21 protein-coding genes are annotated in these 23,247 nt (G+C 64.2%); 7 read left to right on the top strand and 14 right to left on the bottom strand.

All coding sequences use genetic code 11. The features are described 5' to 3' along the window. Position 1 precedes the first annotated feature (1 nt). From PKKP23_RS27165 to PKKP23_RS27150, 4 genes are all read right to left on the bottom strand, one after another. On the bottom strand, positions 2–262 hold the full coding sequence (locus tag PKKP23_RS27165) for a hypothetical protein (protein ID WP_126879177.1): 261 nt from the start codon (positions 260–262) through the stop codon (positions 2–4). 251 nt (positions 263–513) lie between these two features. Beyond that, a complete protein-coding gene (locus tag PKKP23_RS27160; protein ID WP_126879176.1) occupies positions 514–753 on the bottom strand; it encodes a hypothetical protein in 240 nt (79 codons plus the stop codon). A 359-nt stretch (positions 754–1,112) separates the two neighbouring features. Then, complete coding sequence (locus PKKP23_RS27155; RefSeq protein ID WP_126879175.1) at positions 1,113–1,874, bottom strand: glucose 1-dehydrogenase; 762 nt, start codon at positions 1,872–1,874, stop codon at positions 1,113–1,115. 40 nt (positions 1,875–1,914) lie between these two features. After that, positions 1,915–2,757 (bottom strand): DMT family transporter, encoded by an 843-nt coding sequence (locus PKKP23_RS27150; RefSeq protein ID WP_126879174.1) that lies wholly within the window; start codon positions 2,755–2,757, stop codon positions 1,915–1,917. Positions 2,758–2,906: 149 nt separating this feature from the next. On the opposite strand from PKKP23_RS27150, the gene gcvA reads away from it, so the two are divergent. Continuing rightward, positions 2,907–3,797: a transcriptional regulator GcvA gene (gene gcvA / locus PKKP23_RS27145; RefSeq protein WP_126879173.1), complete on the top strand. Its 891-nt coding sequence runs from the start codon at positions 2,907–2,909 to the stop codon at positions 3,795–3,797. Positions 3,798–3,845: 48 nt separating this feature from the next. Here the strand turns inward: gcvA and PKKP23_RS27140 are convergent, their stop codons facing one another. From PKKP23_RS27140 to PKKP23_RS27105, 8 genes are all read right to left on the bottom strand, one after another. Next, positions 3,846–4,610, bottom strand: a complete 765-nt coding sequence (locus PKKP23_RS27140) for a lipoyl protein ligase domain-containing protein (protein ID WP_126879188.1) — start codon at positions 4,608–4,610, stop codon at positions 3,846–3,848. A 59-nt stretch (positions 4,611–4,669) separates the two neighbouring features. Continuing rightward, positions 4,670–5,743 carry a 2,3-butanediol dehydrogenase gene (locus tag PKKP23_RS27135; RefSeq protein ID WP_205703021.1) on the bottom strand — a complete coding sequence of 358 codons (1,074 nt, stop codon included), beginning with the start codon at positions 5,741–5,743 and terminating at the stop codon, positions 4,670–4,672. Positions 5,744–5,966: 223 nt separating this feature from the next. Further along, positions 5,967–7,088, bottom strand: coding sequence for an acetoin dehydrogenase dihydrolipoyllysine-residue acetyltransferase subunit (locus PKKP23_RS27130; protein WP_126879171.1), 1,122 nt, complete (start codon positions 7,086–7,088; stop codon positions 5,967–5,969). After that, the gene (locus PKKP23_RS27125) at positions 7,088–8,125 is read right to left on the bottom strand and encodes an alpha-ketoacid dehydrogenase subunit beta (protein WP_126879170.1); all 1,038 of its coding nucleotides are present in this window, start codon (positions 8,123–8,125) and stop codon (positions 7,088–7,090) included. The genes PKKP23_RS27130 and PKKP23_RS27125 overlap by 1 nt, the downstream gene beginning before the upstream one ends. Positions 8,126–8,182: 57 nt before the next feature. Continuing rightward, positions 8,183–9,169, bottom strand: coding sequence for a thiamine pyrophosphate-dependent dehydrogenase E1 component subunit alpha (locus tag PKKP23_RS27120; RefSeq protein WP_126879169.1), 987 nt, complete (start codon positions 9,167–9,169; stop codon positions 8,183–8,185). Between the two features lie 24 nt (positions 9,170–9,193). After that, a complete protein-coding gene (locus PKKP23_RS27115) occupies positions 9,194–10,399 on the bottom strand; it encodes an ATP-NAD kinase family protein (RefSeq protein ID WP_126879168.1) in 1,206 nt (401 codons plus the stop codon). A gap of 208 nt (positions 10,400–10,607) precedes the next feature. After that, positions 10,608–12,713, bottom strand: a complete 2,106-nt coding sequence (locus PKKP23_RS27110) for a sigma-54-dependent Fis family transcriptional regulator (RefSeq protein WP_126879187.1) — start codon at positions 12,711–12,713, stop codon at positions 10,608–10,610. Positions 12,714–13,026: 313 nt separating this feature from the next. Continuing rightward, entirely contained in the window at positions 13,027–13,929 is a 903-nt protein-coding gene (locus tag PKKP23_RS27105; RefSeq protein ID WP_017775153.1) for an NAD-dependent epimerase/dehydratase family protein, read from the bottom strand. 275 nt (positions 13,930–14,204) lie between these two features. On the opposite strand from PKKP23_RS27105, the gene PKKP23_RS27100 reads away from it, so the two are divergent. The 4 genes from PKKP23_RS27100 (at position 14,205) to PKKP23_RS27085 (ending at position 18,564) form a co-directional block, all read left to right on the top strand. After that, complete coding sequence (locus PKKP23_RS27100; protein WP_126879167.1) at positions 14,205–15,203, top strand: ABC transporter permease; 999 nt, start codon at positions 14,205–14,207, stop codon at positions 15,201–15,203. A gap of 50 nt (positions 15,204–15,253) precedes the next feature. Further along, positions 15,254–16,219, top strand: coding sequence for a sugar-binding protein (locus tag PKKP23_RS27095; protein WP_126879166.1), 966 nt, complete (start codon positions 15,254–15,256; stop codon positions 16,217–16,219). 120 nt (positions 16,220–16,339) lie between these two features. Continuing rightward, entirely contained in the window at positions 16,340–17,842 is a 1,503-nt protein-coding gene (locus PKKP23_RS27090; RefSeq protein ID WP_126879165.1) for a sugar ABC transporter ATP-binding protein, read from the top strand. Positions 17,843–17,904: 62 nt separating this feature from the next. Next, positions 17,905–18,564, top strand: a complete 660-nt coding sequence (locus PKKP23_RS27085) for an aspartate/glutamate racemase family protein (protein ID WP_017775157.1) — start codon at positions 17,905–17,907, stop codon at positions 18,562–18,564. On the opposite strand, the gene PKKP23_RS27080 is transcribed toward PKKP23_RS27085, so the two are convergent. Both PKKP23_RS27080 and PKKP23_RS27075 read right to left on the bottom strand, forming a co-directional pair. Continuing rightward, positions 18,550–19,320, bottom strand: coding sequence for a Crp/Fnr family transcriptional regulator (locus PKKP23_RS27080; protein WP_017775158.1), 771 nt, complete (start codon positions 19,318–19,320; stop codon positions 18,550–18,552). The genes PKKP23_RS27085 and PKKP23_RS27080 overlap by 15 nt on opposite strands. A 280-nt stretch (positions 19,321–19,600) precedes the next feature. Beyond that, entirely contained in the window at positions 19,601–20,632 is a 1,032-nt protein-coding gene (locus PKKP23_RS27075) for an AraC family transcriptional regulator (protein WP_126879164.1), read from the bottom strand. Positions 20,633–20,790: 158 nt separating this feature from the next. Between PKKP23_RS27075 and kce the strand changes: the two genes are divergently transcribed. Together kce and PKKP23_RS27065 are read left to right on the top strand one after the other, a co-directional pair. Beyond that, positions 20,791–21,729, top strand: a complete 939-nt coding sequence (gene kce / locus PKKP23_RS27070) for a 3,5-dioxohexanoate:acetyl-CoA acetone transferase (RefSeq protein WP_126879163.1) — start codon at positions 20,791–20,793, stop codon at positions 21,727–21,729. 148 nt (positions 21,730–21,877) lie between these two features. Further along, positions 21,878–23,221: an MFS transporter gene (locus tag PKKP23_RS27065; protein ID WP_126879162.1), complete on the top strand. Its 1,344-nt coding sequence runs from the start codon at positions 21,878–21,880 to the stop codon at positions 23,219–23,221. The last annotated feature ends 26 nt before the right edge of the window (positions 23,222–23,247 follow it).

Here is a 23,247-nt window from a genome sequence, read left to right as displayed (position 1 = left end):
GTCAGTTCGTATGGGGAGGACGGTCGTTGACCTTGAGGTCGCTTTTCGGCAGGACGGGCAACGGCGCGGGCACGTTATCGGGACCGACGAACGTGAACGACGCCACCTTGATCGGGAACGCGCCGGGATAGTCCCCAGCGAAGCACGGCTCGATGCTCTGTTCGTACGCCGCTTCGTCGCGACTCGTGTGGATGCGCTTCCAGCGCGTCGCGGCCCCATTGAGGGGTGGCCGCCGTGTGGTCCACGGAAGTGACTGTGACATTGACCACGTAGTTCTTGCAGAAACCGCCGTGCGCCCTGAAGTCGAGCACATCAGGTCGTGGTCCTCACTGCCGGTCCACAACGTGAGATGCCGGGTCAGACGTGCTCTCGGGCGGAGCCACGCATCGGTAAAACGCTTTGCGGGAGTATTCATTCCGTGCATTCCTATCCGGTTTAAAGGAACGATGCGAAGCTGATTTATTCGCAACGTTTTAAGCCGGACAAACCTACCGGGAACGACACGGAATATTGTCAATAATGGTCAATGTGCGCTGTCAGCTTTTGCAGCGCGCGGTCGTGCCGCGCGGAAGCCATGTTCAGCGCATGTCCTGTCAAGAGCGGCTCACGCAAGGTATCCACGAAGCGTGAACAGATGTCAGCAGCGGCCAGGGAGAACAACGCGACATGAATGTCGAGCCGGCGCTCGAAATGAATGTGCAGTTTGCCGGATCCGACAAACGAGACATGCGCTCGACGACCTGGCGATGGCATCCAGGTCGTTCCTTGTTTTCTATATCCCCGGGCAATATGAGCGCGTGATTCCGCGTGGGTTCAGGTAGCGCCTGTACCGGGCAAAGTCATGGCGCTTGTCCGCATGCGGTTTGTCCGGACATTTGCGGCGCTGACCATTCAGTCCTGACACCGCTGGGATGGCATCGGCTGGGTATGGCGCCGCCGGCCTGATGTCTGGGTTGTGTTGGCGACGCGAAGCCGGTGCTAGTAGAGATCGACGAGGCCGCCTTCGAAGGGATGGCGGCCTCGTTCGGTCGTGCATCTTTTGTAGCCTGGACAAACCGATACCAAGGCGAACCGCCAGCGCACCGCCCCCGCCCAGTTTGTCCGACGCCGCCTCACTTCCCGCCCGTCACATCGAGAAACGTGCCCGTGACGAACGAAGCCTCGGCACTCGCCAGCCACAGAATGGCGCGCGCCACCTCTTCGGGCTGACCGCCTCGGCCCATCGGGATGGAGTCCTTCACGCGATCCACGCGTCCCGGCTCGCCGCCGCTTGCGTGCATCTCGGTGTAGATGTGCCCGGGCCGAACGCAGTTCACGCGTATCCCGTCGCGCGCCACTTCTTTCGCGAAACCGGTCGTGAAGGTCTCCAGAGCGCCCTTCGACGCAGCGTAGTCCACGTATTCGTTTGGACTGCCCAGCCGTGCCGATGCCGACGACACGTTGATCACCACGCCGCCCCTTCCGTCGTGACGCAGCGACATCCGCTTCGCTGCCTGCTGCGCGCACAGAATCGGCCCGATCGCGTTGACCGCGAAAATCCGCTGCATGCGCTCGAAGGCGAGATCTTCCAGCCGCGACTGCCGCGCGATGATCGCGGCGTTGTTCACCAGCACGTCGATGCGGCCGAAGTCGCGGTCGATTGCGTCGAATAGCCGGGCAACCTGCTCCGGGTCCGCGCTGTCCGCGCGCACGGCGAGCGCGCGGCGGCCCAGCGCTTCCACGTCAGCGGCCACCGCACGGGCCGCGGATTCGTTGGAGACGTAGCTGATCGCCACGTCGTAGCCCTGTGCCGCTGCAAGACGCGCGGTGGCCGCGCCTACGCCGCGGCTGCCGCCGGTAATCAGAATGAGCGGCGCTTGTGGAACGGTATTCATCGAACGAACCTTCATGGAAAGTGGAAAGAGGAGAGAGACGTCAAAGCCCCAGACACACGGCGCCGGCCGCGACAACGAGGCAGGCGAGCCAGCGTGCTGTGCTGACCGTTTCCCGCAGAAACACGCGACCAATTAGCACCGCGAACACCACGCTGGTTTCGCGCAACGCCGAGACGGCGCCCATCGCGTCCGACTGCAGCGCCCAGATCACGATGCCGTACGCCGCAATCGAAACGAAGCCGCCCACGAGCGACAAGCCGACCGAGCGCGGCTCCACGCGTAGGGGCGCCCAAAGCGGCGCGAGCCCGCGCGTCGCGACGAATAGCACGGGCATCAGCGCGTAAAACAGGAACATCCAGGCGGTGTAGCTGAGCGACTCCGCGTTGGACAACCTCACGCCGATACCGTCGATCACGGTGTAGACCGCGATGGTCGCGCCGGTGGTGAGCGCCGCGAGCGCGCCCGCGCGCGACACGTGACGCCCCTGCAACGCGATGGCGATGATGCCGCCCGACACCATTGCGATGCCGAGCGCGTGCAAGGGGCCAATTGCTTCATGTGCGAAGAGCGCCGCGCCGAGTGTGACGAGCAGCGGCGACGACCCGCGCGCGATGGGATACGCCAGCGCCAGGTCGCTGCGGCGATACGAGCGCACGAGGCTCACGTTGTAGAAGATGTGCACGAGCCCCGACGCGACGATGTAGGGCCACGAGGCGCGGGCGGGCAGCGGATTGAACAGGACGACGAACGCGGAGACCGCCGCGATGGCGATGCTCATCCACGTCATGGACCAGAACCGGTCGCGGTTGCCGTGCAGCATCGCATTCCAGCTGGCGTGGAGCATGGCTGCAAAGAGCACGATACCGCCGGTGTAACTGAGCATCTGGATGTTGTTGAGCAGGGACGGGAGACGAACGGAGCGGGAGGCGAATCGGCACTACGCAAAGAAGGATATCTATCTTGTTTGGCCTCAACAAACCAGATAAATTGCCGGATCGCGTTAGAAAAACTCTCTTGAAAAGGGCTTTCTCGATGAAACGGGTCTTGCCTCCGCTCAACGCCTTGCGCGCCTTCGAGGCCGCGGGCCGCCTCGGCAGCTTCAAGCAAGCCGCCGCGGAACTGCACGTGACGCAAGGCGCGGTAAGCCAGCACGTGCGCCTGCTCGAAACGTGGCTTGGTGCGCCGCTGTTCGAACGGCACAACCGGCGCGTGAAGCTGACGCCCGCGGCGAAGGCTTATCTGGAGAAAGTCGGCCCGTTGTTCGAGCAGCTCGCGCAGGCGACGGCGAGATACGGTGTGCCGGAAACGGTGTCGCGCACGCTCTCGGTGAACGCGCCCGCCACGTTCGCGTTGCGCTGGCTGGTGCCGAGGCTCGCCGTTTTCCGGGCCGGGCATCCCGACGTGGAGGTGAGCGTCGAGACGTCGAACGGGCCGCTGGAGAGCCTGAAGGAGGACTACGACGTTGTGATCCGCGGCGGTCCAGACACGTTCTACGGCTATTCGATGCGGCCGTTTCTCTCGGAGGAACGGTTGCCCGTCTGTAGTCCCGCGCTGCTGGAACGGCTGCCGCTTCGCTCGCCGGGCGACTTGCGGCAACACACGTTGCTGCACACGTCGAGCCTTCCGCGACTGTGGCCTGACTGGCTGGCAAGCGCCCGGATTCCTGACTTGAAGCCGGCCGCCAGCTTGACCTTCGACCACTTCTATCTGACCTTGCAGGCGGCCATCGACGGCATCGGCATCGCGATGGGGCCCACGGCGCTCGTAGCCGACGATCTTGCTGCGGGCCGGCTGGTCGCACCGTTCAGCGGTCCCCGCCTGCCGTCGCGCAGCTATTGCACGTACGTGGCGGACGCGAAGGTTGGCGATGAACGCGTCATGCTGTTCCGGTCGTGGCTGGAGCAGGAGGGCGGGGTGGGCTGAAAGGGCTACCTGAGAGCGTTGCCTGAAGCGGGCGGCTTGCGCAAGCGCTCAACCCGCACGCGAGTCGCCCGGCGCCACGGCCTCGCTCACGCAGGCCCGAAGCGCGGCCATCACGCGCGCGTCGATCTCCCCATCCAGCGCGGCGCCGCCCGTCGCGGCGAGCGCCTGCTGCACGCTCACCACACGCCCGGGCAGGTAGTGCCGTCCGCTGCCGATGGCCGCTTCGAACGCATTGGCACGCGCGTTGATTTCCGCGGGGTCGGCGCTCACGAGCAACACCGCGTGGGCCAGCACCACATTGAGCGGCGCCGACGCCCCTTGCGACGCCGCCTCCAGCCTGCGCCAGTATTGCGCGGTGCCCGCGATCTTGCGTGCGTCGTCCGGCGGCCCCGAGGCCAGGTTGAAGCGCCCGTCGCAGAACGAGCCTTCCACGGCCTGCCAATGCGTGCGCACCCCGAGCGAGCCGAGCGCATGGCGCAGGATCTCGCACAGGTGCCGATACACGGTCTCGGAAAGCTCGCCCACCGTGCCGCGCACCCGATACGCGAGGCTCAGGTTGACGATGCCCGGCCCCTGCGGCACGAGCCCGCCGCCCGACATGCGCAGAAAAACCGGGCAGCCGCGCTGCGCAAACTCGGCGCGTGCGCGCTCCAGCGCGGCGAAGCGCTGGTAGCTGCGCGGCACCACCAGCGACGGCGGCAATTGCCAGAGGTGCGCGACGCAGCGGCCATCGGCCGCCATCGCGAGCAAATCCCGCTCGGCGGCGAGCGGGTCGTCGGTGGCGGCGGGAACCTCGACAAGATCGAACGGCATGGGCGCGGGCGTGGGTGACATCTGTGAATGACGCCAATGAGTGACGCTACTTCGTCACATCATGCCGTCATCAGTTCAGCCGGCGACACGATGATCTTCACGTTGTTCTCCTTGTGGTGGACCAGTTGTTCGAAGCCCTTGTCGACGATGTCTTCCAGCTGGATGCGGCCGGTGATGAAAGGGGTCACGTCGATACGGCCGTCGGCGATGAAGGCGATCACGTCCGCGAATTCGCCGTTGTAGGCGAGCGACCCGATCACCTGCTTTTCCGTGGCAACGAGGTCGAAGAAATTGAAGCTGCTCGGTTCCTCGAAGATGCCGACCATCACGCAGGTGCCCGCCTTGCGGATGGTGTCGATGGCAAGCTTCGCGGTGTCCTTGTGGCCAATGCATTCGAAGCTCACGTCCGCACCCAGCCCGCCCGTCACGCGACGGATTTCGGCCAGTGCGTCGCAGGCCGACGGATCGATCACGTGACTCGCGCCCACCGCCTGAGCGCGCGCCTTGCGTGCCGCCGACATTTCCAGCGCGATCACCTGCGCCGCTCCGGCCGCGCGTGCGCAGGCAATCGTGCACAGGCCGATGGTGCCCGCACCCACGACCACCACGTTCTTGCCGAGCAGGTTGCCCGCCTTCTTGACCGCGTGCATGCCCACGGCGAGCGGCTCGATGAGCGCGCCGGCCTCGGTGGGGAAGTTGTCGGGCAGCTTGTAGAGCAGATTGGCCGGCACGTTAACGAGTTCGGCGAAGGCGCCGTTGTTCATCAAGCCGGTGAACGCCAGGTTCTCGCAGATGTTGTACATGCCGTGCGTGCAGTAATAGCAGTGGCCGCAGTGCTGGCAGGCATCGGCGGCCACGCGCTCGCCCACGGCGAAGCCCTGCACGCCCGCGCCCAGCGACGCGATCTCGCCGCAGAACTCGTGCCCCAGGATGCACTGGCCCTGAATGCCGGTGAGCGGATGCGGCGTATCCACGGGGATGAACACCGGCCCGGCCAGATACTCGTGCAGGTCGGAGCCGCAGATGCCGCACCAGTGCACGCGAATCTGCACCCAGCCTTCGGGCGGCGCGGCGGGCAGCGGAACGGTTTCCACGCGGATATCGTGGCGGCCGTGCCAGACGGCGGCGCGCATGGTGTCGTGGGTAGAGGCGGTGGAAGAAGTCGAAGCGGTCATGGCGGGTTTCCTTGAAGTGGGGCGTCGCCCGCATCGCGTCGCACGTTGCACGTCGGGCTTCGCGCAACGTGCAAACGTGTGTGAGAGCAGGCGGAAAAGCGAAACGAAGTCCGGCCGCCTTGAGGTTCAAGGCTCAAGACAAGGCCCAAAACAAGGCCCAAAACGGCCGGACGGGAAGACCTCAGCGACCAGACAGATGCCGTTGCAGCGCGGCGTTCACCTCGCTGGCTTTTTCGAGCATCGCCATGTGGCCGGTGGCGTCGAACAGCACCACCTGTGCGCTCGATGGCGCCTTGCTCGCCTGGGCGGAGGGAATCACCTGATCTTCCTTGCCCCAGAACACGAGCACGGGCTTGCCGAACTGTTCGAGTTCGTCCGCGAGCACGGCCGACTGCCTGCCGTCGGCGAACAGCGCCGCGCCCAGTTCCGCGAGCAAGGGCTCGACGCCATCCATGCGCTTGAACTTCAGCATGTCGTCGATCATCTGGCGGCTCACCAGCTCCGGGTTGGCGAACAGCTGCTCCAGCACGGGCTTCAATTCGCGGCGCGACTGCGCCTGAACGAAGCCGTCCGTATAGCCGCTATTGATGGCCGTATCGAAGCCAGCCGGGCTCACCAGCGCCAGGCTCGCCACCTGCGCCGGCGCGGCGGTGGCCATCTGGATGGCGATGGCGCCGCCCATCGAATGCCCGACCAGGTGCGCGGGGCCGTTCACGTCCGCGGCGCGCAGGAACTTCAGGACGAAGTCGGCAAGCGCCGCGATGGACGCGCCCGGCAGCTTCGCCTCGCTCTGGCCGTGGCCCGGCAGGTCGAGTGCGATCACCGGGTGCCTCTCGGCCACCGCGTCGAGGTTGAAGAGCCAGTTGTTCAGGTCGCCGCCGAAGCCGTGAATGAACAGCACCGGCGTGCCCTCGTCCGGTCCGCGCTTCGCGTAGCGCACGCGGATGCCGTCCACGTCCGCGTATTCGAACGACGGGCCGGCATCCTCGTCGTCGCTGTCGGCGGCGGGCACCTCGTAGGCTGCAATGTAGGCGTCGATCTCGGCGTCGCTCACGTCGTTGTCCGCCAGCACCGCGAGCAGCGCCTTCACCGGCAGCGTCTCGCCGCTTTGTGCGACGATGCGGCGCAGCAGCCCGGCGTCGGCGGCCTCGACGGCGTTGGAGATCTTGTCGGTGTCCACGTCTACCAGCGCTTCGCCCACTTCGATGCGTTGGCCTTCCTTGACGAGCCAGTCCTGCACGGTGCCTTCGCGCATTTCGAGGCCCCACTTGGGCATGACGATGGGAGTGATGTGACCGGCCATCAGCGGTTTCCTCCTTTGCTCTTGCCATTCGCGTAACCGACAGTGCGGCGTGCCGCTTCGGCAATCTGCGCGCTGCTCGGGATGTAGAGGTCTTCGAGCGCCGGAGAGAACGGCACGGGCACGTGCGGCGGCGCGACCATTTCGATGGGCCCCTTCAGTGCCTTGAAGATCTGCTGCGCGACCTGCGCCGAAATGTCGGTCGCGATGTTGCAGCGCGGGCTCGCTTCGTCCACCACGACGAGGTGGCCCGTGTTCTCCACGGATTCGAGCACCGTGTCGATGTCGAGCGGCGACAGCGTGCGCAGGTCGATCACTTCGGCCTCGATGCCTTCCTTCGCCAGCGCGGCCGCCGCATCCAGCGCGCGATGCACCATGAGCCCGTAGGTCACGATGGACACATGCTTGCCGTCGCGCACCACGTTCGCCTCGCCGAACGGAATGGCATACGAGTTCTCGGGCACGTCGCCTTCGAAGCCGTAGAGGTTCTTGTGCTCGCAGAAGATCACCGGGTCGTTGTCGCGAATGGACTGGATCAGCAGACCCTTGGTGTCGTAGGGCGTGCTGGGGCACACCACCTTCAGGCCGGGGATGTGCGTGAAGAGCGGCGTGAGCATCTGCGAGTGCTGGGCGGCGGCGCGAAAGCCCGCGCCCACCATGCAGCGGATCACCACCGGCGTCTCCGCCTTGCCGCCGAACATGTAGCGGAACTTGGCGGCCTGATTGAAGATCTGGTCGAAGCACACGCCCATGAAGTCGATGAACATGAGTTCGGCGATGGGGCGCATGCCGCAGGCCGCAGCGCCGATCGCGGCGCCCACGTAGGCGCTTTCGCTCAACGGCGTGTCGAGCAGGCGGTCGCCGTGCTTCGCGTAGAGGCCTTTCGTGACGCCGAGCACGCCGCCCCAGGCGTCCTTTTCGCCCTCGGCGCCGGCGCCGCCGACAATGTCTTCGCCGAGCATGATCACGCTCGGGTCGCGGGTCATTTCCTGGTCGATGGCTTCATTGATCGCCATCTTCATGCTGAGTTTGCGGGCCATGATGCGGTTGTCCTTTGATTCGTCGCGTTCGGTGCGTTAGTCAGTCAGTCGGGCGGGTCAGTACTTCACGTAGACGTCGGTGAGCAGGTCGGCGGGTTGCGGCTGCGGCGCCGCTTTCGCTTCCTGCACCGCGCGTTCGATGAGCGCGGCCGCCTCGCGGTCGATGTCGTCCAGTTCGCCCTGCGTGAGCACGCCGGCTTCGGTCACGCGCGCCGCGAAAATCTTCAGACAGTCGCGATGGGCGCGGATGTTGTCCAGTTCGCCGGGCGCGCGGTAGGTCTGCGCGTCGCCTTCGAAGTGGCCGTAGAAGCGCACCATCTTGCATTCGAGCAGCGACGGCCCGCCGCCTTCGCGCGCGCGGCGAATCACTTCGCCCGCGGCTTCGTGCACGGCGAAGAAGTCGGTGCCGTCCACGGTCACGCCCGGAATGCCGAAGCCCGCGGCGCGATCGACGTAGCTGTCCACCGCCGTGGCGTAGTCGCGAGACGTGGCCTCGGCGTAACCGTTGTTTTCGATGACGAAGATGACGGGCAGATTCCACACGGCCGCGAGGTTCAGGCTTTCGAGAAACGTGCCCTGGTTCGAGGCGCCGTCGCCCGCGAACGTGATGCCCACTTCGCCTTTGCCGCGGAATTTCGCGGCGAGCGCCGCGCCGCAGATGAGCGGCGCGCCCGCGCCCAGAATGCCGTTGGCGCCCATCATGCCCTTGGAAAGATCCGCGATGTGCATGGAACCGCCCTTGCCGTTGCAGGAGCCGCCCGTCTTGCCGTAGATCTCTTTCATCATGCCGATCACGTCCACGCCTTTGGCAATGCAGTGGCCGTGGCCGCGGTGCGTGCTGGCAATGCGGTCGCCGTCGTGCAGGTGATGCAGAATGCCCACGCCCGCGGCCTCTTCGCCGGCGTAGAGGTGGACGAAGCCGGGAATGTCGCCGCGCGAGAAATCGACGTGCAGGCGCTCTTCGAAGTCGCGGATAGTGCGCATCCTGCGGTAGCAGTCGAGCAGTTCGTTGCGCTGCAGTGGCAGGGAAGGTTTCGCAGTCATGCTGTCTCCTTGGTCGGTTTTGTGTCACTGGTGCGAGGGAAAAGGTAGAGGCTTGGCGCTGGCGGACGCGAGCGCTGATGCGAACGGCGGCGCGCGCAGCAAACCGTGCGTGGCGGCATGGCGCAGGCATTGGGCGACGTCGACGGAACGGAAGGCGCGTTCGCGCAGCGTGATCGTGAGGCGATCGTCGGGGCCGAACGTGATCTCGCGTTCGCCGTCCAGTGCCACCACGCCCGAACGTTGGCGCACGCGGACCGGCTCGCCGTCTGTGAGGCGATGCCAGCCATGGATGGGCACCGGCTGCAGCAGGCCAGGCGCGATGGCGGCGTGCAGATGGAAGAGCGGTTGGGCCGGTTCAGATTCAGATGACGGCGCGCGCGAGTCACGTGAATCGCGTGACTCAGCGGAATCGTGTAAGGCGCGTGGCCCGGCCGATTCACGCGGCGCCACTTCCACATGCAGCCCACCCGCCTCGCGGCGGCCCACCGGCGCGAGCATGCCGCCAATGGACGACAGGCCGATCGCTTCCGGATCGGCAAAGGCCAGGTAGACGGCCGCGAGCGAATCGGTGCGCCATAACGCCTTCGCGCCGATGTAGCGTTCGTGCGCGATGGCCACGTCCACGAGCGCGATGTCGTGCCGCACGGCGCCGTTGGCCGCGTTCAACGTCACGTCGAGCCGCTTGTTGTAGACGAGTGCCGTATCCGCCGCGATGCGGCCCGTGGCGTAGAGGCCCACTGCGAGGCCAGCAAGCGTGGCCTCGCGCAGTTCGGGATACGCGTTGTTGGTGCCCGTGGAAAGCCCGGCGATGGGCACCTGCCCGCACTCGCGCACGACCGCGCGGTGCGTGCCGTCGCCGCCCAGCACGACGATGGCCGCGACCTGCGCTTCGCGCAGCAGGCGGGCGGCGAGAAACGTGTCGTCGACACGGGCTGTGGTGGGCATGGCGAGCCATTCCAGCTGGGGCCACGCGTGCGTGCTGGCCGCGGCTGCCCGCTCGCGCGCCAGGTGTCGTTCCAGCATGGGCCGCAGGCCTTCGCGGTCCGGCATCATCAGCACCTGCGTGACGCCGCATGCGCCCAGCGCCGCCATGGCGCGCAGCACGATGTTGACGCGGTCCGCCAGTTGCAGACTGTTGGCGTTCGCCACGACGCGCCGGATGTCGCGCGCCGATACCGGATTGGCGATGATGCCCACCGCTTGCGGACGAACCGGGGCGGGTTCGCGCATGCCTGTCTCCTGTCTGTTTGTACTGACAGGCGTATCCGCAACAGGTATGCCAAGCCGAATTACGGCCGGCGAGACGCGAGATTTACGGGATTACCCCGAAAAACAGCAGGCGAAAAAGGCGAGCGGGCGACGTGCCGGTGACAGGTGTCACAGCATCAGGTGCATCGCAGTAGACAGGCGTATCGCGGTGCCGGGTGAGCCTGCGCTGTCAGCTTGCGCTGCGGCGCGCTGGCGTTGGCGATGGCGTTTGCGTTGGTCCGAGGCCGGTGCTATCGCTGCGGTTGGGTGACTGGATGCCGTAGCGCGCCATGCGGCGATACAGCGTCATGCGGCTCATGCCGAGCTGGCGCGCGACGGCGCTCAGGTTCCAGCCGCAGACGCGCAGATGCTGCACGAGCAGCATGGCTTCGGGGGGCAGCGCTTGCGGTTCCTGTTCGTGCGCCTCGTGGGACCGATGTGCGGTCGCATCCGGGGCCGCATATTCGTGGGCAGTCGAGGCGCTTCCTGCCGCGACGGGGGCAGAGGGGGAGGCCGAGGCCAAGGCAGATGCCGCCAGAGCCGACGGCCCACCGATGCCCTCCGGCAGATCGCTTGCCTCGATGTGCCTGCCGCTGCACACCGCGCGCGCATATTCGAGCGCGTTGCGCAATTCGCGCAGATTGCCCGGCCAGCGGTGCCGGTGCAGTTGCGCGCGGGCCGGCTCGGAGAGCGTGAAGCCAGGCTCGCCCTCCGGCACCGCAAGAAACTTTTCGACCAGCCAGTCGAGGTCGCTACGCTCGCGCAGCGGCGGCAACACGAGCCGTGCGCCGTTGAGCCGGTAATACAGGTCTTCGCGGAAGCCGCCGCCGCTGATCAACTGGTCGAGCGGATGGTGGGTCGCCGAAATCACGCGCACATTGACCTTGACCGGACGCGACGCGCCAATCGCCAGCACCTCGCCTTCGGCCAGTACGCGCAGCAGACGCGATTGCAGTTCTCGCGGCATGTCGCCGATCTCGTCGAGGAACAACGTGCCGCCGTCGGCTTCCTGAATCAGTCCGCGCCTTGCTTTCGGTCCCGCGCCCGAGAAGCTGTTGGGCAGGTGCCCGAACAGTTCGCTCTCGATCAGCGTCTCGGGAATCGCCGCGCAGTTCACCGCGATGAACGGACCGTCGCGGCGCGCGCTCGCCCGATGCAACGCGCGCGCGAGGTATTCCTTGCCGCTGCCCGTCTCGCCGTTGATGAGCAGATTGATGGGCGCATCGACGAGCCGTGCGGCACGCTGCAATTGCTGCTGCAGAGCCGCATCGCCGCCGCATAGCGCGGCCAGTTCGGCGGGGATCGGCGCGGTCACGCTCTGCGGCGTGCAGGGCGGCAGACGCAGCATCGGCGGCATGACGCTCAAATAGAGCAGCCGTCCGCTTCTGCTGAGGCGCACGATGCGCTGCTCGCTGGGCCGCGAATAGACGAAGCGGCCCAGTTCCTCCGGGCGCGCGTCGAAAAGCGTGTCGAATCGCATGCCGAGCAGGGGTGTGCCCATGGACGCCACGCCCGGTTCGGCCGTCAGCATGTGCTGCGTGCGGTGGTTGTGGCCCACGATGCAGCCATTGGCGTCGAGCGCGATCAGGTATTCCGGATTGACGTCGATGAATTCGGAGGCCGGGCTCAGCTTGAGAATCCAGTCCTGCCTGTGCCGGCGCAGGAAACAGGCGTCTTCGATGCGGCTCGCGTAGGTGCGCACGAGGTACAGCGCGAGCATCTGGCTGTCCTTCGCTTGCGGCGAACTAAGCGCGGAAATGTCGAGGATCGCGTTGAGCTGGCCGTGCGAGTCGAATAGCGGCGCGGCGGTGCAGGTGAGCGGAATGTGCGTGGCGTCGAAGTGATCGGCCTGATGCACGGTCAAGGCCTGGCCCGTGGCCAGCGCGGTGCCCACCGCGCAGGTGCCGGCGCCGTTCTCGCTCCATTCTGCGCCGAGATAAAGGCCAGCGCGGCGCAGCCCTGCGTCCGCGGCGGCGTCGCCGAGATAGTCGACGGTGACGCCGTCGGCATCGGTCAGCAGCACGACGTAGCCCATCTGGGCCACCTGGCCGTACAGGCTTTCCAGGCCATAGCGGGCGATGCGCGCGAAGTCGTCGATGCGCTGCTGATGCTCGCGCAGCCGCGTTTGCGGCACGATGCGCGCTTCCTGCATGCGGGTGGGATCGAGGCCGTACTGATGCACGCACCGTTGCCACGAACTGCGGATGATGGCGTCGTGCATGCGCGCAGCGGCCGGCGACTGGCCGGTGGTCGTCAAGACCACGGTTTCGATGTGATCGCGCTGGCGCACGTCCATTGGCACGTTCATTGTCGTCTCCTGAGTCCGTGACCCGCGGCCGTGACATGTGAAACCGGACACCATCGAACCGGGACGCACGCCGGACGCTTATTGCGGCGGCGCGTGAGAGTACGACCCCAGGCGCGCCCATGCTTTCGAGTTCAGGCAGCTAATGTACCACCGTCGCGATAGGGCTTTTGTCATGGCAAACCACAGCATGCCTTGCGGGATGCTGTGGCGCGGCGGGGGGGCGGGGGCGGGAGGAAAGGGCGGGAGAGGGGGAGAGGAGGCGAGCGGGGGCCGCAGGATTGCTCGCGGCGGCCCTTCTACGTTATTTGCCGAAGCGCTTCGCCTCTTCGCGCCAGTAATGCTGCTGTTTCCAGCCCAGCAGGCGCTTGAGCTTTTCATTGCTGAGCAGCGTCTCGAATTCGCCCAGCTGCTTCTTCACCGGCACGCCCGGGTAGTAGCGATCGAGCAGCGTGCGCGTGGGCAGGTCGGACGATACGTCGTCTGCCGCCACGTTCATGACCTCGAAGCCCAGCCCGTCTTTTTCGATCGCGAGCCGGCTCGCCTCGGCGAGGTCGCGCCCGTCGATGTAGCTCCACGCAATCCGTTTGCGCAGCGCCGGGTCCTGGTTCCAGGTGGAGAACTTCGCGTAGTCCTCGGGATCGAGCACGTTGCCGATGCGGAAACAGTAAATGTCCGAACCGGTACGCGCGTGGAACGCCTTCGCCGTGACTTCGTTCACCACCTTCGACGTGGCGTAGCTATCCATCGGATCGACGGGATATGTCTCGTCGAGCGGGAAATACGCGGGATCGCGATGGCGGTGGGCGAACACCACGCCGTAGGTCGTCTCGCTCGACGCGACGATCACCTTGCGAATGCCGAGCTTCGAGGCCGCGTCGAGAATGTTGTAGGTGCCCATCACGTTGATGCGGTAGACCTCGTTGTCGGTCGTGATCATGATGCGCGGAATGGCCGCGAAGTGGACGATCGCGTCGATGGGCTTCGGCTCCAGGTCGTCGGCGAACTCCACCGGCGCCGTGCTGGAGGCGAGCGCGTTGAACACCTGGCCCGCGTCCGTGATGTCGGCAATCAGCGTGCGCACCGTGCGCTTTGGCATCGGCACGCGGTCGAGATTCATTACGTCGTAGCCATGCTGGACCAGATTCTCCACTACCCACTTGCCGGCCAGGCCGCTGCCGCCGGTCACTATCACACGCTTGGTCATGCGCTCTCTCCTCCAGATCGGGTTCAAGGGACAGACGCCCATGCGCCTGTTCTTTCACGCAGCGTAGCGAGTTCCGCGCCGCCAAGTCTGTGACGCTCGTCATAGCGTGCGCGCTGCTGCGCCAGGCACCGGCGGCGCGCTGCCCCCCTTTTGCCGTCACCTTGAGGGATAACCCCGATCCCGTTGTATGACGCCCATCACAGTTTCGCAACCGGACCTCCCCGTACTCTTTGCGCATTGAAGGAAGCGCAAGAACACGATCAAGGAGACATGCGTTGAAAGCCATTCCCACCCGCGTCGAGGCGCATACCGAATCCCGCCTGCTCGCGACCGTGCGAGCGTGCCTCGGTGTGCGGGAATTCAACATATTCGCGGTGCTGATTGCCGTGGGGGTGCTGATCAGCCTGTGCTCTCCGTACTTCCTCACCACCAACAATCTGATGGGCGTGTTCCGCTCGTTCTCGCTCACCGCGATCATGGCGATCGGCATGATGCTCGTGATCGTGACGGGCGGCATCGACCTTTCTGTCGGGTCGGTCATGGGTTTGTCGTCGCTCATCACGGCACTTGCGTTCCAGCATGGGCTCAACGCGTTCGTCGCCGTGGCGGCCGGGCTCGCCACGGGTGTGGTGGCCGGTGCCGCGAATGGCCTGCTCGTCACGCGTGTGCAATTGCCGCCGTTCATCGCAACGCTCGGCACACTGAGCATCGGGCGCGGCCTCATGTACATCATCACCAAAGGCGTGCCCGTTACACCGGACGTGCCGGACGGCTTCACGTATCTCGGCCAGGGCTACGTGGGCTTCATTCCGGTGCCGGTGGTCGTGATGGTAGTGCTGGCGGCGTGCTTTTCCGTCGTCATGCGGCGCACGCGTTTTGGCCGCCACGTCTACGCGACGGGCGGCAACGAGACCGCGGCGCACTTGAGCGGCGTGCGCACGCACCGCGTGAAGTTTCTCGTCTATCTGCTCTCGGGCGTGATCGCCGCACTTGCGGGCGTCATCAGCTTCTCGCGGTTCGTATCGGCCGAACCGGCTGCGGGCTTCGGCGCCGAACTGGACGTGATTGCCGCAGCCGCAATTGGCGGCGCGAGCCTTTCGGGCGGCGCCGGCAGTGTGGAGGGCGCGGTGATCGGCGCGGCACTCGCCGGCATCATCACCAACGGCGTGGTGTTGCTCAACATCGATACCTACGCACAACAAACCATTACGGGTTGCGTCATCCTGATTGCGGTCAGCATCGACATCTGGAGACTGCGCCGTAAGGCGCGATAGCAACATCGCGCAGCTTGGCTCATCAATCTTATAAACCTGGAGACAACACAATGAAATCCCGTCTGCTTCGCAAGGCGATCGTCAATGGCGCAAGCTTCGCACTGGCCGCGGCCGCGCTGGGCACGGTGCTCGCGCAACCGGCATCTGCCAAGGACCCGCAGTCCATTTCCGTTGCCGTGATCCCGAAGGTGGCCGTGCCCTTCTTCGACGACTGCAACACGGGCGCGAAAGAGGAAGCGAAGAAGTACAACATCAATTACCAATGGGTCGTGCCGCAGAATACGCAGGGATCGACACAGGTACAGATCATCGAAGACCTGATGGCGCGCCACGTGGACGGCATCGCGATTTCGGTGAATGAACCGAAGTCCGTGGAGAACGTGATTCAGCAGGCGAAGCGCAACGGCATCAAGGTACTCACCTACGATTCGGACTCGCCGAAGAGCGGCCGCTCCATGTATATCGGCACGAGCAACGTGGCCGCTGGCGCGACCATGGCAGCCACCATGGCCAAGGCCCTCAACGGCAACGGCGAAGTGGCGATCATCACGGGCCAGCTGGGTGCAGTGAACCTGAATGAGCGCATCACGGGCATCAAGCAGGAACTCGCGAAATATCCGGGCATCAAGATCGTGGAAACGCAGGGCACGGACGACGATCTTGCGCGCGGCGTGTCGGTGGTCGAAACGACGCTGCGTGCGCATCCGCAACTGAAGGGCATCTTCGGCGTGAGCCAGGTGGGTGGTCCCGCCGTCGCGAAGGTGCTCAGCACGCGCGAATTCGGCGACAAGAAGGGCAAGCTCGAAGTGCTGGCCTTCGACGATCTGCCGGATACGATCAAGGGCGTCAAAGACGGCCTGATTCAGGGCATCATCGTGCAGCGGCCGGTCACGATGGGACGTCTTGCCGTAGATCACCTCTACGCGCAGATTCAGGGCAAGGAAACCAGCGCGCAGGACATCGACACGGGCGTGACGGTGGTGACCAAGGCCAATCTGGGCACCTACACCAAGTAACGCCAGCTATCGGTAAATGTCGCATCACGAAGAAACACGGGCCGCTCTGGATAGCGGCCCGTGCATGATGCGAGTCGTATCTGCAGATACCGCTTGAGAAGCATGCTTGAGAGACACGCGATGACCCCCTTTCTCGAAGTCCGCAACATCTCGAAAACCTTTCCCGGCGTACGGGCGCTCAATCGCGTCAGCCTGCACGTTACGCGCGGCGAAGTGCTCGCGCTTGCGGGCGAGAACGGGGCGGGCAAGAGCACGCTCATGAAGATACTGACCGGCGTGCTGCAACCGGATGCCGGCGGGCAGATTCTGGTCGAGGGGCAGTCCGTCGTGCTCGCGGATAACAACCACGCGCGTGAACTGGGCATTGGCATCATTTATCAGGAGCTTTCGGTTGTCGACAACCTGAGCATTGCCGAAAACATCTTTCTGGCCCGCGAGCCGCTCAATCGCTTCGGCTTCATCGATCGTGCGCGCATGAACGCACAGGCGAGCGAACTGCTGGCCAACATCGGCATGACGCTCGACCCGCGCCGGCTCGTGAGCGGTCTCAGCGTGGGGCAAAAGCAGATGGTGGAAATCGCGAAGGCAGTGTCTTGCGAGCCGAAGATTCTCATCATGGACGAGCCCACCGCGTCGCTCAGCCATCATGAAACGCGGCTGCTGCTCGATCTCATCAAGCGGCTTCGCGAGCGCGGCATCGGCATCGTGTACATCTCGCACCGGCTGGAAGAGTTGTTCGAACTAGCAGACCGGGTGACCGTGCTGCGCGACGGATCCACCGTGGCGGACGCCGCAATGCGCGACGTGGACCGCGAATGGCTGGTGCGTGAAATGGTGGCGCGCGAATTGAGCGAGCTTTACGCGAAATCGGAATCCCACGCGACACGCGAAATCGTGCTCGAAGTGCGCGGCCTTTCGCTGCGCACCCGCAGCGGCGCGGCCGGCTGGATTCGCGACATCTCGTTCAGCGTGCATCGCGGCGAGATTCTCGGTATTGCGGGTCTCGTGGGCGCGGGGCGCACCGAGATCATGGAAATGATTTTCGGCATGCGCCCGGCGACGGGCGAAGTGCTCATCGATGGACGGCCTGCATCGATTGCCAGCCCGCACGACGCCATCGCCCATGGCATCGGCTTCGCAACCGAAGACCGCAAGGCGCAGGGGCTCGTGGCCGGCATGAGCGTACGCGAGAACTTCAGCCTCACGCATCTTGAAACCTACTCGCCGCTGCAATTCGTCAAGCGCGCGCAAGAAGATGAACGCTGCCGCCAGTTCGTTCGCGAACTCGGCGTGAAGACGCCTTCCATCGAACAGAAGGTCGTCAATCTCAGCGGCGGGAACCAGCAGAAGGTCGTGCTCGCCAAATGGCTGGCGCTCCACCCGCGCCTTCTGATCGTGGACGAGCCCACCCGCGGCATCGACATCGGCGCCAAGGCCGAGGTGCACGCGGTACTCGCTCGACTCGCGGCGCAAGGCGTTGCGATTATCGCGATCTCGTCGGACCTGCAGGAAGTGCTTGCTATTAGCGATCGTATCCTCGTTGTGCGCGAAGGCCGTGTGAACGGCCTGTTCGAGCGCGACGAAGCCACCCAGGAACGCGTCATGGCGGCCGCTACTGCCTGATACATTTGCCACTCCGCGTGTGCCATTCCGCGTTTGCCATTCATTACGGAAACCTGAAAGACATGACCACCATCGTCGTCGTACACACCGGCCCCGTCACCGTGCAGCCGCTCAAAGACCAGTTCAACCAGCAACTGCCCGATGTCCGCATGATCAACATCGTGGACGACAGCCTGCTCAACGACGTGCGCGCGGCGGGGCATCTGACGCCCGAAGTCACGGCGCGCCTCTACACGTACATGGCCAACGCACAGGCTATGGGCGCCGATTACATCCTGAACGCGTGCTCGTCAGTGGGCGAGGCGGTGGACGTGGTGCGCGGCATGGTGCGCACACCCATCATGAAGATCGACGAGACGATGGCCGAGGAAGCGAGCCGCCTCGGCTCGCGCATCGGTGTGGTGGCGACGGTAAAGACCACACTGGAGCCCACCGTGCGGCTCATCCGCAAAAAGGCGCAGGAGGCCTCGCGCGAAATCGCTGTGGTGGAACGCGTGGCGGAAGCGGCATTCGAAGCGCTGCTCGCAGGCGATACGGCGCGTCACGACGAGATTCTGCGGCAAACCATTCTCGAGCTTGCCGAGACGGTGGACGTTATCGTGCTCGCGCAGGTTTCGATGGCGCGGCTCGTGCCGTCGCTCGGCACGACGCGCGTGCCGGTGCTCTCGAGTCCGCAAAGCGGTGTGGCGGCGCTGCGGCAGGCACTTTCACGCGCCCACTAACGGCACCTTGATGTCGTGGTGCGTGCCCTTCACGGGCGGAGGCGCCGTCTTCACGGCAGGCGTTTCCGCTTCTGGCAGGTACTGCGCGATGAACGCGGGCGTCAACACGATCTTGCGCTGATACGTGTCGACCAGACCTTCGTTCTTGAGGTCGCTGAAGTGCCGGTTCACCGACTCGCGCGAGGTGCCGATAAATTCCGCGAGCTTGTCTTGCGGTATCGAGAGGTCGATGAGAATGCCGGTACCCACGCCTGCGTGAACGAACGGACTGCCGATCTGGCGCGCGAACATCGAAAGAATGTTGATCAGCCGTTTGCGTACTTCGTGCAGCGAGAGGCTTTCGATCAATTGCTGCGCTTCCTGCCAGCGCTGATGATGGCTGCGCAGCACGAACTGGCTGATGACGGCGTAACGGTCGAGCAGGTCTTTGAAGTCCGCCTTGTTGATGTAGCAGATGCGGCAATCCGTGAGTGTTTGCGCGTAATGCGAATAGTTGGTTTCGTTGAGCACGTCGCCGTCGCCGAACAGCATGCCGGCCTTGATGAACGACAGCGTGATTTCCTGCCCGTCTTCGGTAATGCGATAAAGCCGCAGGTGACCCACCTTGAGCAGATAGACGTAGTCGCTGCGTTCGTCCGGGCGATAGACGAGGGCATTCTTGCGCAGGATGCGATGATCGCTGAATGCCGGCATCACCTCTTCAAGGCAATTCTTTTCGATGAGCGAGAGAAGCTCGCTTTTTCCAACGAACCACATCGCATGTCTCCTTTCTGTCCGTTGCGTGTTCCGGACGCGTTTCGTCATTGCAGCGTTCGGGGCGCGATCCCGTGGCTTTTCCGTCTGGCTGCGGCGCGCACGAGGGGCGCCACGAGGGGCGCAATAAGGGACGCCACGAAGGTGCCATGAAAAAGGTGCCAGGAAGCGCGCCACATCGATTTGGCATCATAGCGCGCTCTGCGGCCACGCGCTAAACGGGGAATTTTCTTATTGTGCGACGCGGTATCGCGCCCGTGCCTGCTTCTCATGTGAACAGGCGCTAGTCCTGATCCCGAATTTCGCCTGCCCCTTTGCCCGTCCACCGCTTGAGTGCCCTGCGGAAATTCGCCGTGTCGCTGAAGCCGACCAGCATGGCGACGTCGTCTGTGCTCAGCTTGGTGGTCTTCAGGTATTCGGTGGCGAGCGAGCATCGAACGTCGTCCACGATGGCGACGAACGACGTTCCTTCCGACGCGAGGTGCCGTCTCAGCGTGCGGCTCGTCATCTTCAATGCGGCGGCCACGGTTTCCATGCCGGGAAATTCGCCGGGCTTGCGCATCAACACCTGATACACCTCGCCCGAGACACCGGACGACGTTTTCGCTTGCCCGATGAGCCGGTCGCACGTTTCCTGCAGAAGCGCCGCGGAATGCCGGTGCGCGAGATGCGGCTGCAATTCGAGTATGGCGCTGTCGTAAATGAGTTCGCATTCCGGCGTACCGAACTCGCACGGGCAGCCCAGGTACTCCTCGTAGATCGCGGCATACGAGGGCTCCGGGTACGAGAAGCGCGCAAGCAGCGGCGGACACTTGCGGCCCGCAACGTCCTGCAGGTGCGTGACGTGTTGCGTGTACTGCTGTTCCAGCAGGAATTGCTGGACGTGATGCGGAAAATGCGACGAGAACGCGTCCGGGAACGTCCATACCGAAGTCTTCGGGTACTCCGTCCATTCAATGGTGAGCGTCGGCGTGGCGAGCCGATGGTATTTCACGCCGAGCCGAAAGTAATCTCGCAGCGAAAGGCACGACATCAATGCATACCCGTACATGCCGTAGGCGGCGAGATGAAGACGCGCTCCGGTTTTGAATGGCGTGCGCGGATCAGACGACATTCTCACCGCGTTCGCGCACACCGTCGCGTACTGCCGTACCGATGTCATGACCGAGGCGTCGTAGATCTCGTCCGGCGCAACGCCGCTTCCCCGCAAACTCTGCTCCGGCGCGATGCCTTGTTCCGCGAGCACTTCGACCAGCGCCGCAATCTTGTAGGGCGCGTAAATGCGCTCGTTCAATAGCGGATATCTCGACGCCACGGTGTCTCCTCCCGGTGTCCTGATGGGACATCAGCTTGTCCGTAAATGACCTTCCGCGGCCGATCGTATCTCACTACTATCCATTGCGTCACGCTTCTTTCTTGCGGATCGCGCGTTGTGATCGCTGTGCATCCGGCCCTACCTGGAAGACTGCTTACATGAGCATTTCAAACAGCAAGGTCATCATCACGTGTGCCGTCACCGGTTCGGCCCATGTGCCTTCGATGTCGGAATATCTGCCCTTCAAGCCGGCGGACATCGCGACGCATGCCATCGAGGCCGCGCAGGCCGGGGCGGCCATTCTTCACCTGCATGCACGCAACCCCGAAGACGGGCGTCCCACGCCTTCGCCCGAAGTCTTCCGCCAGTTCGTGCCCGCAATTGCTGCGCAAACCGATGCGGTTATCAATATCTCGACGGGCGGCAGCACGCGCATGACGTTGGAAGAGCGGCTGGCCTATGCGCGTGTGGCGAAGCCCGAGATGTGCTCGCTCAACATGGGCTCAATGAACTTTTCCCTGCATCCCGTGGCGGCCAGGATGACGTCGTGGCGCTTCGACTGGGAGAAGGAATACGTGGAAGGCATGGAGGACATGATCTTTCGCAACACCTTCCGCGACATCAAGAATATCCTCACCGAGTTTAGCGATTACGGCACGCGCTTCGAGTTCGAGTGCTACGACGTGGGACATCTCTATAACCTCGCCCATTTCGTCGACAGCGGCCTCGTGAAGCCGCCGTTCTTTATTCAATCCGTCATCGGCATTCTGGGCGGCATTGGCGCGGACCCCGAGAACCTCAGCGTGATGCGCTCGACAGCGGATCGCCTGTTCGGTCGCGAGAACTATCAATTCTCCGTACTCGGTGCCGGGCGGCACCAGATGTCGCTCGTGACCCTGGGCGCGATTATGGGTGGCAACGTGCGCGTGGGTCTGGAAGATAGCGTGTATCTGGCCAAAGGCGTAAAGGCGAAGTCGAACGCGGAGCAGGTGCGCAAGATTCGCCGCATTCTGGAAGAGCTTTCGTTCGAAATCGCGACGCCGGCCGAAGCGCGGGCCATGCTGGGGCTCAAGGGGCGCGATAGCGTTTCGTTGTAGTTTCGTTGTAGTTTCGTTGTAAACGGACGGCTCCGCGTTCGTTGGACGCGAAGCCCGATTACCTTTCTCCTGCACCCTCTACGTCGCTCGTATCAGAGGCGACGAGAGGGCATAACAAGAACACGCAGGACAATTTCTGGAGACATCGATGACCGACATTGCCGCTGACCATAGTCTGGGAGAGACGCATCGGATTGCCACGCGCAAGGCGATGGCGAGGCTTCTTCCGTTGATGTGCGCGATCTACTTCATGTCGTTCATCGACCGCACGAACGTCGCGCTCGCCAAGAGTGCGCTGGCCGCGGACCTGGGTATCGATGCGGCGGCTTATGGCCTTGGCGCAGGCATTTTCTTCATCGGTTACGCGTTGCTCGAAGTGCCGAGCAATCTGGCCGCGCATCGCTTCGGGCCGCGCAGCTGGATTGCGCGCATCGCCGTGACGTGGGGCGCGCTGTCCACGGCGATGATGTTCGTACAGGGGCCAGGGTCGTTCTATCTTCTTCGCGTGCTGCTAGGCGTGGCTGAAGCGGGACTCTTTCCGGCGCTCATGTACATGGTGACGCTGTGGTTCGCGCCCAAGGATCGCGCGGTGGCGGTCGGATGGATCTACACGGCGCCCTCCGTCGCGCTCATCGTCGGGAACCCGCTCGGCGCGGCGCTCATGCAGCTTGGCACGGTTAGCGGAATAGGGAGCCTTCACGGCTGGCAATGGATGTTCCTGCTGGAAGGCGTGCCCACCATCGTGGTCGGCATCATGCTGTTTTTTACGCTGCCGAACCGGCCTTCGGAGGTGAAGTGGCTGTTGCCGAAGGAAGCGCAAGCGCTCGAGACGCATGCCGTCATCGACACGCACGGCCACGCCGATCTCACTTCGGCAGACTGGATCGCGGCGCTCAAGCGCCCCACCACCGTGCTCATTGCGCTCATCTATTTTCTGAACCAGGTGGCGTTCGTGGGCCTGTATTTTTTCACGCCGTCGATCGTGGCCCAGATGCATGTGAAGTCGCCGTTGTTGGTGGGCGTGTTGTCCAGCAGTGTCGGCATCGGCTTTCTGATCGGCGTGCTGACGCTGCCGCGCATACACCGGCGTATCAGCAACGAATGCGGCTTCCTCGGCGTGTTGACCGCGGGCGTGGTGGTCAGCGCATGCGCCTTCATTGCGACGAAGAATCAGGCGATTCAAATCACGCTGCTTGGCATTACCGGGTTCTTTGCGGGCGGCATTCTGCCGTCGTATTGGGCGGTTGCGATGAAACGGCTGCAGGGTGTGCAGGCCGCTGCGGGTCTTGCCTTCATCAATACGATCGGGTTGCTGGGCGGCTTCGTCGGTCCCTATCTTTTCGGGCTTACCGAGACCGTGACGGGTAGAAGCGATTCCGGCTTCAACGTGGTGGTGGTTGCTTCGGTACTGGGGTTGCTTCTGGTGCCGCTGCTCGCCAAAGCGATTCAAGCCGCGGAGCGTCCCGTTGCGACTGCGGGCGTTGCGGGCTAGTTGAAAGTCTTGACGTGCAAAGGAGA

The organism is Paraburkholderia kururiensis JCM 10599 = LMG 19447 (genome assembly GCF_003986935.1).
GTDB classification, from domain to species: Bacteria; Pseudomonadota; Gammaproteobacteria; order Burkholderiales; family Burkholderiaceae; genus Paraburkholderia; species Paraburkholderia kururiensis.
The sequence above is the reverse complement of the archived record's forward strand: the minus strand, read 5'-3'. Positions and strand labels throughout refer to the sequence as shown.

Excerpts from the sequence above, each read along its gene's own strand:
- PKKP23_RS27165 (WP_126879177.1), bottom strand. The coding sequence starts at position 262 with ATGTCACAGTCACTTCCGTGGACCACACGGCGGCCACCCCTCAATGGG.
- PKKP23_RS27160 (WP_126879176.1), bottom strand. The coding sequence starts at position 753 with ATGCCATCGCCAGGTCGTCGAGCGCATGTCTCGTTTGTCGGATCCGGC.
- PKKP23_RS27155 (WP_126879175.1), bottom strand. The coding sequence starts at position 1,874 with ATGAATACCGTTCCACAAGCGCCGCTCATTCTGATTACCGGCGGCAGC.
- PKKP23_RS27150 (WP_126879174.1), bottom strand. The coding sequence starts at position 2,757 with ATGCTCAGTTACACCGGCGGTATCGTGCTCTTTGCAGCCATGCTCCAC.
- gcvA (WP_126879173.1), top strand. The coding sequence starts at position 2,907 with ATGAAACGGGTCTTGCCTCCGCTCAACGCCTTGCGCGCCTTCGAGGCC.
- PKKP23_RS27140 (WP_126879188.1), bottom strand. The coding sequence starts at position 4,610 with ATGCCGTTCGATCTTGTCGAGGTTCCCGCCGCCACCGACGACCCGCTC.
- PKKP23_RS27135 (WP_205703021.1), bottom strand. The coding sequence starts at position 5,743 with ATGCGCGCCGCCGTCTGGCACGGCCGCCACGATATCCGCGTGGAAACC.
- PKKP23_RS27130 (WP_126879171.1), bottom strand. The coding sequence starts at position 7,088 with ATGGCCGGTCACATCACTCCCATCGTCATGCCCAAGTGGGGCCTCGAA.
- PKKP23_RS27125 (WP_126879170.1), bottom strand. The coding sequence starts at position 8,125 with ATGGCCCGCAAACTCAGCATGAAGATGGCGATCAATGAAGCCATCGAC.
- PKKP23_RS27120 (WP_126879169.1), bottom strand. The coding sequence starts at position 9,169 with ATGACTGCGAAACCTTCCCTGCCACTGCAGCGCAACGAACTGCTCGAC.
- PKKP23_RS27115 (WP_126879168.1), bottom strand. The coding sequence starts at position 10,399 with ATGCGCGAACCCGCCCCGGTTCGTCCGCAAGCGGTGGGCATCATCGCC.
- PKKP23_RS27110 (WP_126879187.1), bottom strand. The coding sequence starts at position 12,713 with ATGGACGTGCGCCAGCGCGATCACATCGAAACCGTGGTCTTGACGACC.
- PKKP23_RS27105 (WP_017775153.1), bottom strand. The coding sequence starts at position 13,929 with ATGACCAAGCGTGTGATAGTGACCGGCGGCAGCGGCCTGGCCGGCAAG.
- PKKP23_RS27095 (WP_126879166.1), top strand. The coding sequence starts at position 15,254 with ATGAAATCCCGTCTGCTTCGCAAGGCGATCGTCAATGGCGCAAGCTTC.
- PKKP23_RS27090 (WP_126879165.1), top strand. The coding sequence starts at position 16,340 with ATGACCCCCTTTCTCGAAGTCCGCAACATCTCGAAAACCTTTCCCGGC.
- PKKP23_RS27085 (WP_017775157.1), top strand. The coding sequence starts at position 17,905 with ATGACCACCATCGTCGTCGTACACACCGGCCCCGTCACCGTGCAGCCG.
- PKKP23_RS27080 (WP_017775158.1), bottom strand. The coding sequence starts at position 19,320 with ATGTGGTTCGTTGGAAAAAGCGAGCTTCTCTCGCTCATCGAAAAGAAT.
- kce (WP_126879163.1), top strand. The coding sequence starts at position 20,791 with ATGAGCATTTCAAACAGCAAGGTCATCATCACGTGTGCCGTCACCGGT.
- PKKP23_RS27065 (WP_126879162.1), top strand. The coding sequence starts at position 21,878 with ATGACCGACATTGCCGCTGACCATAGTCTGGGAGAGACGCATCGGATT.